Genomic DNA, 13,665 nt, shown 5'->3' on the forward strand with positions numbered 1-13,665 from the left:
TAAAGTTCACTTCAAAATATCTTCCGTCTAGTTGGCCTGGCATGTTATTTGACGATTACTTTGCCTTCCATTCCTTTAAGCAGATGGTATCGACATATTAATTCATATGTACCAGTATTTTTAGGTTTCACGGTAATATTCTTTTCTTTTCCTGACTCGACTACGACGTCAATGCCGAGTTTTTTCACTGTAAAGGTGTGCTCGTTTTTGCCTTTATTTTTCAATAGTAATGTTGTTGATCCTTCAATCGGAATCGTGATGACATTTGGATTAAAGTAATCATCATTTAGTTCAACCTCAATCATGTTCGTTAAATCGGTGGGTTGTGTTACGACATTAACTGAGGCAAATACATGAAAGGATTCTAAAGATATCCACCATACAATTATTGCAAGCAAACTGCTGAATTGAAATAACCACCTGTTCATAGACATCTGCAATTCTCCTTTGTTAAGTACTTTTCCTCAATTAACCTGCATCATTAGTCAAAGAGTTATACTATACAGTTAAATTGATTATAGAAGAAATTAACTTGGACTTTTTTAACGTACGTTGAAAAAACATGTATCTTTTCAGGATTGAATTATCTATAAAAACTTTATCCCGCTATTTGCCCTGCTGCCCGTAAAAGCCCGATTGGTGAGGACTGATAATCAGTGGGGGATGAACAAAACCCCCACTAATTAAAGTTTCACTTTATAGCATATATACTTTCGTATTAAATTTCATATACCGTAATAAGAATAAAAAATTATTTTTTCGAAAAAATGTAGTAATTCCTTTTTGTAGTTTGCTATAATTAGTTCGAATGTGGGCAGTATCAGAGCGAACTGCACCATGATTCGAAGTAAGACGAAAAATAATAACTTGGATTCTGCCTTGATCCAATAACGGACTGGGACAGAGGGATGAATAATGCCGACTAACACACAACCCTTCTGCCCTTTTATGGCCAGAGGGGTTTTTTATATGATTTCGGCCATCTCCTCTCTCCTGCATAAAGGAGGAGTAGTTTTTGAAAACAAAAACAGATTTTTTGAAGATGAAAGAGCAAGGTGAGCCGATTACAATGCTAACGGCGTATGATTATCCATCTGCTAAATTAGCAGAAGAAGCTGAAGTTGATATGATTTTAGTTGGAGATTCTCTTGGAATGGTTGTACTCGGATACGATTCAACAGTACCTGTAACAGTAGAGGATATGATTCATCATACGAAAGCTGTACGCCGCGGAGCGAAAGAGACGTTTATTGTAACTGATATGCCATTTATGTCGTATCACGTATCATTACAAGAAACGATGGTGAATGCACGCCGCATCGTTCAAGAGAGCGGGGCGCATGCACTGAAGGTAGAAGGTGCTGGAGAAGTTGTATCAACAATTCAATATTTGACGAACGCAGGAATTCCTGTTGTAGCGCATTTAGGTTTAACCCCTCAATCTGTAGGAGTGTTGGGTGGATATAAAGTGCAAGGAAAAGATGCGGAGAGTGCAAAGAAATTAATAGAAGATGCAAAGAAATGTGAAGAAGCTGGTGCAATAGCGCTTGTGTTAGAATGTGTACCAATGCAGTTAGCAGAACTTATTTCAGAGCAACTAACAATTCCAACAATTGGGATTGGTGCAGGACAAAAAGTAGATGGGCAAGTGCTTGTTTATCATGATCTTATCTCATATGGTGTAAATCGCGTTCCGAAATTTGTGAAGCAGTATACGTCTGTTCAAGAGGAGATTGTACGTGGGATTTCTCAATATGTTGCTGAAGTAAAGACAAGGCAATTTCCTGAAGAAAAACATTCGTTCACAATGAAAGAAGAAGACCGCTTAGCGTTATACGGGGGAAAACAATAATGAAAATCATAACTACAGTGCAAGAGATGCAGCAAATTACGAGCGAACTTCGTGCAAGTGGAAAGAGTATTGGTTTTGTTCCAACAATGGGTTATTTACATGAAGGCCATGCTACTTTATTACGTAGAGCAAGAGAAGAAAATGAAATTGTAGTTTTAAGTGTATTTGTAAACCCGCTGCAATTTGGCCCAAATGAAGATTTAGATCGATATCCTCGTGATATTGATAGAGATGAAAATGTAGCAAAAGAAAACGGTGTAGATTATTTATTTTATCCGAGTGTAGAAGAAATGTATCCAGCAGAACAAACAACAACAGTAGAAGTTGTAAAACGCACGGACGTATTATGCGGTAAACAAAGACCTGGTCATTTTGCTGGTGTTGCAACTGTACTAATGAAACTATTTAATATTACGCTGCCAACGCGTGCTTATTTCGGTATGAAAGATGCTCAACAAGTTGCAGTAATTGAAGGATTTGTAACTGATTTCAATATTCCAGTTACAATCGTACCAGTTGATATTGTAAGGGAAGAAGATGGATTAGCGAAAAGTTCTCGTAACGTGTACCTATCACAAGATGAACGTGAAGAGGCTCTTCATTTATACCGCAGTCTATGTATAGCGAAAGAAAGAATTGAGGCAGGAGAACGTAATCCGGAAATCATTACAAATCTTGTGAAAGAGTATATTGAGACGCATACGAAAGGCACTGTAGATTATGCGGATTTATATGCATATCCGTCATTAACAATGGTAGAGAAAGTCGAAGGACGAATCATTTTAGCTATTGCAGTTAAGTTTGAAAATGTAAGATTAATTGACAATATAACATTAACGGTTAAATAAGGGGGAGCATCTATGTTTCGCACAATGATGAGAGCAAAGTTACATCGTGCAACTGTAACGGAGGCAAATTTAAATTATGTAGGTAGTATTACAATTGATGAAGATTTAATGGATGCAGTAAATATTGTAGAAAATGAAAAAGTCCAAATTGTAAATAATAATAATGGTGCTCGCTTAGAGACATATGTTATTAAAGGAGAACGCAGTAGTGGTGTTGTTTGTTTAAACGGTGCTGCGGCAAGGCTTGTACAACCAGGGGACAAAGTAATTATTATTTGTTATGGGCTAGTTACGGAAGAAGAGGTTCATAAACAAGAACCAAAAATTGCAGTACTAGACGATAATAATCAAATTATTGAAATGTTAGGTGCTGAAAAAGCGGGTACGATATTATAAGTAGAAAGGCTATCTCCATTGCGGAGATAGCTTTTTTGTGCATCTTTTCATTAAGATGAGATAAAACGTGGTATAGTAACATTATATAAATTATTGTTGTTTGAAAGGTAAGAAATTGAGGTGTTACATATATGAGTAAGCGTTATGTCGTTGTTGATTTAGAGACGACAGGGAACTCCTGGAAAGATGGGAAGGATAAAATTACCCAAATTGCAGCTGTTGTAGTAGAAGATGGAGAGATATTGGAGATTTTTTCGTCTTTTGTTAACCCAAAGAGAGAGATCCCACCATTTATTACAGAATTAACAGGGATTGATGAAAGTCTTGTAAAACAAGCCCCGTTATTTCAAGATGTAGCCCCGATGATTGTTGAGCTATTACAAGGTGCGGCTTTCGTTGCGCATAATGTTCACTTTGATTGGAATTTTTTAAATGAAGAATTAAGACAGGCTGGATATACAGAAATTCATTGTCCGAAAATTGATACGGTTGAATTGGCACAAATTCTTTTGCCGACAGCTGATAGTTATAAATTACGTGATTTAGCTAAGAAGCATGAACTAGAGCACGATCAACCACATCGTGCGGATAGTGATGCTCTTGCAACAGCGGAATTATTTTTACAATTTTTAAATGAAATTGAAAAGTTACCACTTGTCACGTTGCAATCGCTTTATGAATTAAGCGATGTATTCCAAAGTGACATAGCTGATGTGCTTTCTGAAAATATTTTAAAGAAAGTAATGCACGGTAAAGAAGATATAGCGGAGTATGAAATACATCGAAATATTGCGCTGAAAAAGCGGAACTATTCCTTAAACCTTGGAGAAACGTGTTCATCAAAGTTTGATGCCTTCTTGAATAAAACGATGGATAAATTGGAATCACATATGCCAAAGTTTGAAAGAAGAGAAAGTCAACAACTGATGATGAAAGAGATATATACGGCGTTAAGAGATTCTCGTTTTTCACTAATTGAAGCCGGTACAGGAACAGGAAAGACTCTTGCTTATTTGCTTCCTAGTCTTTATTTTGCAAAGAGAAAAGAAGAACCTGTCATTATAAGTACACAAACGGTACAACTCCAACAACAAATATTAGAAAAAGAAATTCCGTTATTACAAAAAATAATGCCATTTTCATTTGAGGCAGCTCTTCTAAAAGGAAGAAAGCATTATTTATGCTTACATAAATTTGAGTATGCTTTGCAAGAGGAAGAAAAAAATTATGATATGGCACTTACGAAGGCGAAGATTTTAGTTTGGCTATTGCAAACTGAAACAGGTGATCGAGACGAATTAAATATTCCTGAGGGCGGAAAGTTACTTTGGAATCGTATTTGTAGCGATGCGTATAGTCCAGGCGGTATGCAAAGTAATTGGTTTAGTCGTTGTTTTTATCAGCGAGCGAAGAATAAAGCTTTATTTGCAGATATCGTTATTACAAATCATGCGTTATTATTTCAAGATTTTTCAAGTGAAGAACCGTTGTTTGCTTCATGCGAACATATTATTTTTGATGAAGCTCACCATATTGAAGAAGCTGCGAGTAGAACATTGGGTGAACAGTTCTCTTGTATGTATTTTCAATTGGTTATATCTCGTCTTGGGACGCTAGAAACAGAAGATGTACTCTCCAAAGTATATAAAATGATGAAAAAATCAGAGCAAGCATCTCGTTCAACTTTCCGTATGATAAGTTATAGTTTGAAGGAACTTAAATTTGATGCGGATGAACTCTTCCAAATGTTACGTACTTTTATATTTAAACAAACAAAGCAAGAGCAAGGAACGAATAATATGCCGCTCATCTATAGGTATAACGCAGAACTAGAAAAAGGTAAGTTGTGGGATAGTATCGTCGAATTAACAAATCGTTTTATATATGAATTAAGAAGGGTAGTAACTGCTCTTGAGAAGCAAGTGGATATATTGCAAAGTAAGTTAGAATGGGAGATGCATGTTGTAACAGGTGAATTTATGCATTTAATTGAGTTGCTGAGAAAGATGGCAGAATCATTACAGTTACTCGTATTAGAAAAGAATTCGTATGTAACTTGGATGGAGACTGAAACGAAAGGGACAATTCATTCAACAGTTCTATACGCACAGCCTGTCCATATTGGTGAAAGATTTGCTGATGAATTTTTAACAGAAAAAAAGAGTGTTATTTTTACATCCGCAACACTAACAGTTAACGATACGTTTGATTATATAAAAGAGGAACTTGGTTTACATGATTTCGCTCCAAATACTTTAAAGGTTCCGTCACCATTTCGTTATGATGAACAGATGAAATTAATGGTTTCAACGGATGTACCTTTTATTAAGCAAGTAAGTAATGAGCGATATATTGAATCTGTATCGGAACATATTGCAAAGATAGCAAAAGCCACAAAAGGCAGAATGCTCGTTTTATTCACTTCGTATGAAATGTTAAAAGAAGCGTATGCGAATTTAAAAAATAATGATGAATTAGAGGGTTATTTATTACTCACCCAAAGTGTGAATAATAGAAGTCGAAGCCGCTTAATTCGAAAGTTTCAAGAGTTCGACAAATCAATTTTATTAGGGACGAGCAGTTTCTGGGAAGGAATAGATATTCCAGGAGATGCCTTAAGTTGTCTTGTTATTGTCCGTCTACCATTTACGCCTCCTCATCAGCCTATGATGGAAGCGAAAGGTGAGTGGCTAAAAAATCAAGGTGAGGATGTATTCGCTAAATTAGCGTTGCCACAAGCAATATTACGTTTCAAACAAGGATTCGGCCGCTTAATTCGAACGAATACAGATACAGGAACGGTAGTAGTGTTAGATCGTCGTTTGACGAGTTCTTCCTATGGAAAACGATTTCTACAATCGATCCCTAACGTACCTCTTTATGAAGGGCCATTAGAAGAATTATTAGTACAATTAGAAGAACCATTAAATGAATAAAAATGGAAGAAAAATACGCCTGAAGTGCTTATAAACTTCAGGCGTAAAAAATGTGGGTAGGAGGAATTTTATTTTTCTTACTTCTTGTATACAAAATGTGTTGGTTTTCGACTTGAAACCTTTTTTTGCTGTACATGTCCTGCTATAATAGATGGGTGATGAAGCAGGGGTTGTAAAGAATGTACTCTTATTGTAACCGCATTGCGTTCTTCTATAATTAGAAATTTTTGTGTAACGGAGGAGTTTTTTCATGGAGAAGAAAATCGAAGTACTATCAACGACGCGTATTAAATATTCGTCTGATTTGTATAAAATTGTTGATAGTTTGAATCGTACGTTAAAAGAGCAGGACCTCATGTTCGGACTAGCATTAGACGAAAAAGATAAAGAAACAGCTGTATTTACGATTTACAGAACGTAGCGATACAATGAAAAAGTGGATCTTTGCAATCATTATTGTTATCGTTGCTAGCGGAATATATGGGGCGTATGTTTATAATAAAGCGATGGGAAAGAAAATTCCAAAAGAGTCGAAATTTGTAGAAATTGCTAAAGAAAAAGCAAAGCTTACAAAGGTGAAATCTGTTGATTATTACAACGGAAAATCTGCATATATAGTCGTGCAAGGTACAGATGAAAAGGGAGAACAACTTATCGTTTGGGTGCCTGAGAAAAAAGGGGATACTGTAGTAAGGAAAAAGAGCGAAGGTATTTCTGAAAAAGAGGCTATACAAAGAACAGTAGAACAAGTCGGCAATGAAAGTAAGGAATCAAAAAGTAAGCCGAAAGAGATTATGAAAGTAAAATTAGGCTTTGAAAATGATGTACCACTATGGGAAGTTACATATATTGATGATGACAATCGTTATAGTTATTACTATCTTGAATTTAAAGATGGAAAATTTTTAAGACGATATAGCATTGAAAAATAGATGTAGGGGGAACTACAAATGAAATTAGCAAAGCGAGTAGCTGCTTTAACACCGTCTTCAACTTTAGAGATTACAGCAAAGGCACAAGCATTAAAAGCAGAGGGGCATGATGTAATTGGATTAGGGGCAGGGGAACCTGACTTTAATACACCAGAGCATATTATGGATGCTGCACATAAAGCGATGTTAGAAGGGCATACGAAGTATACACCAACAGGTGGATTACAATCGTTAAAACAAGAAATTGTGAAGAAATTTACTCGCGATCAAGGTATTGCGTATGATCCATCTGAAATTATTGTATGTAATGGCGCAAAGCATGCATTATATACATTATTCCAAGTATTACTTGATGAGGGAGATGAAGTTATCATCCCAACTCCTTACTGGGTAAGCTATCCAGAGCAAGTAAAGCTTGCTGGCGGTAAGCCGGTTTATGTAGAAGGTTTAGAAGACAATGAGTACAAAATTACAGCAAAGCAGCTGCGTGAGGCAATTACAGAGAAAACGAAAGCAGTTATTATTAATTCACCGAGCAATCCAACAGGAATGATTTATAGCAAAGAAGAATTACAACAGCTTGGAGAAGTATGTTTAGAACATGATATTTTAATCGTTTCTGATGAAATTTATGAAAAATTAATTTATGGTGGCGTAGAATATATTTCAATTGCCCAGCTTTCTAATGCATTAAAAGAACAAACACTTATTATTAATGGTGTATCTAAATCTCATTCTATGACAGGATGGCGTATTGGATATGCTGCAGGAAATAAGCAGCTTATTAAAGCGATGACGAACTTAGCGAGTCATAGTACGTCAAACCCTACTTCAATCGCTCAATACGGCGCAATTGCGGCATATGCAGGCTCACAAGAACCTGTGGAAACAATGCGTCAAGCCTTTGAAGAGAGATTAAACATCATTTATGATAAATTAATTCAAATCCCTGGCTTTACTTGTATTAAACCGCAAGGTGCATTTTACTTATTCCCTAACGTAAAAGAAGCTGTAGCTTTATCAGGATATGCAACAGTTGATGATTGGGCAAAAGCTCTATTAGAAGAGGAAAAAGTGGCTCTTGTACCAGGTACAGGATTTGGTGCTCCAAATAATGTTCGTTTATCATATGCGACATCTCTTGAACAAGTAGAGAAAGCATTGGAACGCATCCATACATTTATGAAAAGTAAAGTGCAAGCTTAATTGTATATTTCGTTCATGTAATATACAAAACCTCCCTATTAATGGGGAGGTTTTTTTGACGAATTGTGGCAAAAAGAAATAGCTAAAGGTGTGTTATACTAGAGAGCGAGGTGTTTGGTGATGAAAAAGAAAATGATGTTACAGTGGTTTGAGCAGGGAAGCATTGCAATTCCAAAATTGCTTATGATGCATTATAAAAAATTAGGTTTAAATGAGACGGAATTTATGGTTGTACTTCATGTACATACATTTTTAGAATCAGGTAATTCGTTTCCGACTCCTTCAGAGATTTCTGAACGGATGACGATAACAGAAATGAAATGTATGGAAGTAATTCAAGCGTTGATTCAAAAAGGTTTTTTATCACTAGAAGGTGGACAAAGATCAGAAGCGATGATGTGCGAAAGTTATTCTTTACAACCGTTATGGGAAAAAATATTACATTTCTTAATGGATGAATCAATAGAGGAAGAGCAAAAAGAAAAAAAACAGCTGCAAGTAAATTTATATACAGTATTCGAAAAAGAATTTGGAAGACCACTTTCGCCGTTCGAATGTGAAACGTTAGGAATGTGGGAGGACCAAGATCAACATCATCCAAATTTAATTCAAGCGGCTCTTAGAGAAGCTGTAATGAGTGGAAAACTAAATTTCCGATATATTGATCGTATTTTATTTGAGTGGAAAAAGAATGGAATTAAAACGGTAGATCAGGCTCAAAATCAAGGTCAAAAATTTAGAGCGAATCAACAAAGAGCACAACAAATGACAAAACAAGAGACGAAATTTACTGGAAAAGTGCCTTTTTATAATTGGTTGGAGCAGTAATATAGGAGGGGAAATATGCTTAACAAAACGCAAATCCGTTATTGTTTAGACACAATGGCGGATATGTATCCAGAAGCACATTGTGAATTGGTTCATGACAATCCATTTGAACTTGTAATCGCGGTGGCGTTATCTGCACAATGTACAGATGTACTTGTAAATAAAGTGACAAGAAATTTATTTCAAAAATATAAAACACCAGAAGATTATTTAAGTGTTTCTCTAGAAGAATTACAACAAGATATACGCTCTATCGGATTGTATAGAAATAAAGCAAAAAACATTCAAAAATTATGTCGAATGTTATTAGATGACTATAATGGGGAAGTACCGAGCGATCGAGATGAACTTACGAAATTACCAGGTGTAGGAAGGAAAACAGCGAATGTTGTAGTTTCCGTAGCGTTTGGGATTCCGGCAATTGCTGTTGATACACATGTGGAGCGAGTGAGTAAACGATTAGCGATTTGCAGATGGAAAGACTCTGTGTTAGAAGTAGAAAAAACGTTAATGAAGAAAGTACCGATGGATGAGTGGGGGGTTACGCATCATCGTATGATTTTCTTTGGACGTTATCACTGTAAAGCACAACGACCGCAATGTGAGGAGTGCAGGCTGTTAGAAGTATGTCGTGAAGGAAAGAAGCGAATGAAGGTGAAATAAAGGATGGAGCGAGTTATAGAAATACCGAAAGAATTTCATTGCTTACCATTTTTTAAAGAAAGCGTAAATTCAATTGAGTATCATACAGACGAGTCTTTTGAAGAAATAATACAAAATACTTATTTTATATTTGATATTGAAAGACAGTATGAGCCATGGAAGGAAATTGAAAACAGCATTCCAGCAGTGTTGAATGTATGGAAAAATAAGCATGAAGACATTGCTATACTGTTTCGAAATAGAGATAAGCAAGAGGCTGAGGGGCCAATGATTCTTTTTGCAGCTCACTTGTTATCGGTTGTCTATTGGCTAAATGAGCAACCTGTTCATAGTTTGAATGAAATACAAATAAATACGAATAAATTAAAAGTGCAACCTGTTAATTTTATGGAAAGATATTCATTTATTATAAAGAAACCGAGTAATTATCATTCTTATATTCAATTAGCGCAGTTATATATCGAAATAGAAAAGCTGTATGTAAAGAAAATGATAACAAAAAAGAAGTCCGCTTCTCGTTAAGAGAAACAGACTTCTTTTTTTGTTTATTAAGACTCTGTTGTAACAACAGTACCGTCTGCGTGAGGTGTATCTCCTCCGGGATTTTGGTGTTGCTGTTCTTGTTGTTTCTTAGCTTCGTCTTCAGCTTTCTTCTTGGCCTCTTCTTCAGCTTTCTTCTTAGCTTCGTCTTCAGCTTTTTTCTTAGCTTCGTCTTCAGCTTTTCTTCTAGCTTCCTCATCAGCTTTCTTTTGAGCTTCTTCTTGTTGTTTACGTTGTTGTTCTTGTTGTTGCTGCTGTTCTTGTTGTTTCTTAGCCTCTTCTTCAGCTTTTTTCTTAGCTTCGTCTTGTTTTACTTTATCTTCATTAGCTTTTTTCTTGGCTTCCTCATCAGCTTTTTTCTTAGCTTCTTCATCGGCCTTTTTCTTAGCCTCTTCTTCAGCTTTTTTCGCATCTGGAGTTCCGCCAGGCGCAGTGAAGGATGCACCAACTGCTGGGCTTGTTCCAGTGCCTTTTTTCGCTACTACAGAGAAGCTGTAAGTAACACCTGGTTTAATACCACCAAGAGTAGCTGTCGTACCACTTATTGATAGGCTACCACTTGAACCGTCAGTTGCTTTATAGCTGGCTGCATATGCATCCACTTCTGCTGGTCCAGACCAGTTTAGTGTAACTGTGCTAGCGCCATCAAAAGTGACATTCAGACCACTAGGGGCATCTACTTTAATTTGTTTAATTGCATCTTTTTTCGCACCTTTAACGTATAACTCTCCGTTTATTTCTTGTACAGAAGAAGGACGTTCAAAGCGTGATTTATCTGTAGCGAATTTGCTCATCATTATTTGGAACATTTGCTGTGCAATTCTAGTGGAGCGATCACTAACATAATTTTTTGGACCATCTTTTTCGTAACCAGTCCAAACAGCCATTGTGTATTGTGGTGTATATCCAGCAAACCAGCTATCTCTGTTTGCATCAGCTGGGATATCATATTTTTGAAGAACTGATGCATCAAAGTTTTGTGTTCCTGTTTTACCTGCTACGTCAACACCTGAAACGTATGCTGTTGGACCTGTACCACCAGAACCAGGTTTTACTACGTCACGAAGAACGTCAGTAACCATGTAAGCTGTATAGTCTTGCATTGCGCGTTGTTCCTTAGGTTTAAAGCTTTTCTTTTTCCCGTCCGGGAAGGTTACTTCTTTTACGAAGTGTGGTTTATTATAGTTACCACTATTACCGAAGGTTGCATATGCACCTGCTACTTCCAATGGAGACCCCTCGTTACTACCGATTGCTGTTGATTCGTAGACTTTTCCTTCTTTAAAGGTCATGCCTAAACCTTCAGCGAATTCTTTTGACTTATTAAGACCAACTGTTTGTGCTGTCTTTAAAGCTGGAATGTTTAATGACTTTTTCAAAGCTTCACGTAGTGAAACGTCACCTTTGTAGCTCTTTGTTGCATTTTGTATTTTTTTACCATTGGAATACGTATACTCTGAATCGTTTAATTGATGGTATGTAGACCATTGTAAATTTTCAATTGCCGGACCGTAGTCGAAAATTGGTTTCATTGTTGAACCAACTTGGCGTTTTAAATCAGTTGCCATATTATGACCTTTGAAAGTAGACTTACTTTCTTTACGTCCAGCACCAATTGCTCGAACTTCTCCAGACTGTGTATCCATAAATACGAATGACCCTTGGAATTGATCGTCCGGATACTTAATAAGATTGCCATCCATAATTTTGTCAGCGTAATCTTGAGCATCTTGATCAAGTGTTGTATGAATCGTTAAACCATCTGAACCGATATTTACATCAGGATATTCTTTTTCAACTTCTTTTACAACCGCATCTAAAAATGCTTGATACTTCATCTCAGTTACTTCTGAAGACGGTTGAAGGCCCTCTGTTACTGGGATCTTAACGGCGTTATTCATTTCTTCTTTTGTTATATAACCATGTCGATTCATTAATGATAATACAACATTACGACGATTTGTTGCTCGTTCAACATTTTCCTTTTTTGTTGGATCATAAATGTTTGGACCTTGGGGTAAACCAGCGAGCATAGCAGCTTCATGTAATTGCAAGTCTTTTAAATCTTTACCATAATATTTTTGCGCTGCTGTCGCAATACCATATGAACGGTTACCTAAATTAATCTTATTTAAGTACATTTCTAAAATCTCATGTTTAGAGTATTGTTGCTCTAATTTATAAGATAAGTACCACTCTTGTACTTTTCTCTTAGCAGTTTTGTCCATCGTTAGAAAATAGTTTTTAACGACTTGCTGTGTAATCGTACTACCACCTTGGGAACCGAAACCACCAGTGACATTTTCCATAACTGCTTTTGTAGTTCGTTTAAAATCAATTCCATTATGATCATAGAAACGCGAATCCTCAGTTGCAAGGAATGCATTTTCAACTACTTTTGGAATTTGATCATAAGTAACATGCGTTCGTTTTTCAGCACCGTATTCATAGAAGAAATTCCCGTTTTTATCAAGAAACTTTGTTGATAAAGGATTAACAAGTTTGGATTTGTCTAATTTTGGAGCGTCCTTTACCATAACAAAGAAAGCGGAAACGCCGGCTACGAGACCAACGATACCAAGAAGTAGACAACCTATAAGGAATTTCTTGAAAAAGGAGCCTTTTTTCTTTGGTTTTTCTTCTTTATGTGTTTTTTTCTCTTGATTTTTCACATGATTTCGTTCTGTACGAGAACGATAATTATCTGACATTATACTTTCTCCTACCTTTCATTCTCTCCCCCAAAAGTCGAAAAAAGAGCCTTAGTGATGACTCTATCACGAAAAATAAACCGTGTCTAGTACACGGATATAGTCAATCCGAGGGTGATAACCGCATGATAATAAGGATCCATGCTCTTCTATTTCTTCTTTCGTAATCGACTTGCGTCCACCAGTATTTTGACGATTCCAAAATGCAATAATATGTTTTGCATCTAATAAATAAAATTCATCAAAAAGTGTAAATTTAATAATGACAAATGCAATTCCATTATGAGCAACCACTTGCTTCATATGTTCTATTTGATGAAGGTGGAAGTTTTGAAGTGGGAAACTAGTTTTATTTTTTGTTTCCTTTGCTTCAAAATCGATGTATTTCCCTTTGTATACACCGTTGTAATCTGTTGTAGAAGGTTGTTTAAAATACGCTTCTTTTACCACTGCAGCACTTCGAGCGGGGTAATCTACTTTTACAATTTGAAGAGGTGTAGGTTTTTTATGTACACATGCAATATTATGGGTTAAGTAATATTGATTTGTTTCATTCAATTCCTCTTCAAGGGACATACCTCTGTTGCTATAAGTATGTGTTTTTATAGGTGTTTTTTGAGGTTGTGAAGCTTGATTATACCTTTTTCCATTTGGGTAACGAATGGTCATAGTGTGTCCACTCCCAACTTACTAAGAATTACTTACAAAGGTGATTATATCAAAAAATGAAAAAAGATGTGACCTTTTTGATGA

The 13,665-nt window shown here is 36.1% G+C and carries 13 protein-coding genes; 10 read left to right on the forward strand and 3 right to left on the reverse strand.

The window, feature by feature from the left end; translation table 11 throughout:
• Window positions 1-44 precede the first annotated feature (44 nt).
• Window positions 45-434 (reverse strand): cupredoxin domain-containing protein, encoded by a 390-nt coding sequence (locus C4S65_RS26720; protein ID WP_061666882.1) that lies wholly within the window; start codon window positions 432-434, stop codon window positions 45-47.
• 581 nt (window positions 435-1,015) lie between these two features.
• On the opposite strand from C4S65_RS26720, the gene panB reads away from it, so the two are divergent.
• The 10 genes from panB (at window position 1,016) to C4S65_RS26775 (ending at window position 10,183) form a co-directional block, all read left to right on the forward strand.
• A complete protein-coding gene (gene panB / locus C4S65_RS26730; RefSeq protein ID WP_061666881.1) occupies window positions 1,016-1,852 on the forward strand; it encodes a 3-methyl-2-oxobutanoate hydroxymethyltransferase in 837 nt (278 codons plus the stop codon).
• Complete coding sequence (gene panC / locus C4S65_RS26735) at window positions 1,852-2,700, forward strand: pantoate--beta-alanine ligase (protein WP_000692372.1); 849 nt, start codon at window positions 1,852-1,854, stop codon at window positions 2,698-2,700. The genes panB and panC overlap by 1 nt, the downstream gene beginning before the upstream one ends.
• A 12-nt stretch (window positions 2,701-2,712) precedes the next feature.
• Window positions 2,713-3,096: an aspartate 1-decarboxylase gene (panD, locus tag C4S65_RS26740; RefSeq protein ID WP_000490190.1), complete on the forward strand. Its 384-nt coding sequence runs from the start codon at window positions 2,713-2,715 to the stop codon at window positions 3,094-3,096.
• A 131-nt stretch (window positions 3,097-3,227) separates the two neighbouring features.
• Window positions 3,228-6,032: an ATP-dependent DNA helicase DinG gene (gene dinG, locus C4S65_RS26745; RefSeq protein WP_000044955.1), complete on the forward strand. Its 2,805-nt coding sequence runs from the start codon at window positions 3,228-3,230 to the stop codon at window positions 6,030-6,032.
• A gap of 250 nt (window positions 6,033-6,282) precedes the next feature.
• Window positions 6,283-6,453, forward strand: a complete 171-nt coding sequence (locus C4S65_RS26750) for a YpmA family protein (protein ID WP_000412179.1) — start codon at window positions 6,283-6,285, stop codon at window positions 6,451-6,453.
• Window positions 6,454-6,460: 7 nt separating this feature from the next.
• Window positions 6,461-6,964 (forward strand): DUF5590 domain-containing protein, encoded by a 504-nt coding sequence (locus tag C4S65_RS26755; RefSeq protein WP_000758741.1) that lies wholly within the window; start codon window positions 6,461-6,463, stop codon window positions 6,962-6,964.
• Between the two features lie 18 nt (window positions 6,965-6,982).
• Window positions 6,983-8,170, forward strand: coding sequence for an aspartate transaminase AspB (gene aspB / locus C4S65_RS26760; protein WP_000761569.1), 1,188 nt, complete (start codon window positions 6,983-6,985; stop codon window positions 8,168-8,170).
• Window positions 8,171-8,290: 120 nt separating this feature from the next.
• Window positions 8,291-8,998, forward strand: a complete 708-nt coding sequence (gene dnaD / locus C4S65_RS26765; RefSeq protein ID WP_000728542.1) for a DNA replication protein DnaD — start codon at window positions 8,291-8,293, stop codon at window positions 8,996-8,998.
• Between the two features lie 15 nt (window positions 8,999-9,013).
• Window positions 9,014-9,661, forward strand: coding sequence for an endonuclease III (gene nth / locus C4S65_RS26770; RefSeq protein ID WP_000933035.1), 648 nt, complete (start codon window positions 9,014-9,016; stop codon window positions 9,659-9,661).
• 3 nt (window positions 9,662-9,664) lie between these two features.
• Window positions 9,665-10,183, forward strand: a complete 519-nt coding sequence (locus C4S65_RS26775; RefSeq protein WP_000442660.1) for a YpoC family protein — start codon at window positions 9,665-9,667, stop codon at window positions 10,181-10,183.
• A 26-nt stretch (window positions 10,184-10,209) separates the two neighbouring features.
• On the opposite strand, the gene C4S65_RS26780 is transcribed toward C4S65_RS26775, so the two are convergent.
• Complete coding sequence (locus C4S65_RS26780; RefSeq protein WP_001283104.1) at window positions 10,210-12,912, reverse strand: PBP1A family penicillin-binding protein; 2,703 nt, start codon at window positions 12,910-12,912, stop codon at window positions 10,210-10,212.
• Between the two features lie 66 nt (window positions 12,913-12,978).
• Window positions 12,979-13,581, reverse strand: a complete 603-nt coding sequence (gene recU / locus C4S65_RS26785; RefSeq protein WP_000155599.1) for a Holliday junction resolvase RecU — start codon at window positions 13,579-13,581, stop codon at window positions 12,979-12,981.
• Window positions 13,582-13,665: the final 84 nt, after the last annotated feature.

This window comes from Bacillus sp. ok061 (assembly GCF_900108285.1).
In the GTDB taxonomy this organism is placed as follows: Bacteria; Bacillota; Bacilli; order Bacillales; family Bacillaceae_G; genus Bacillus_A; species Bacillus_A thuringiensis_S.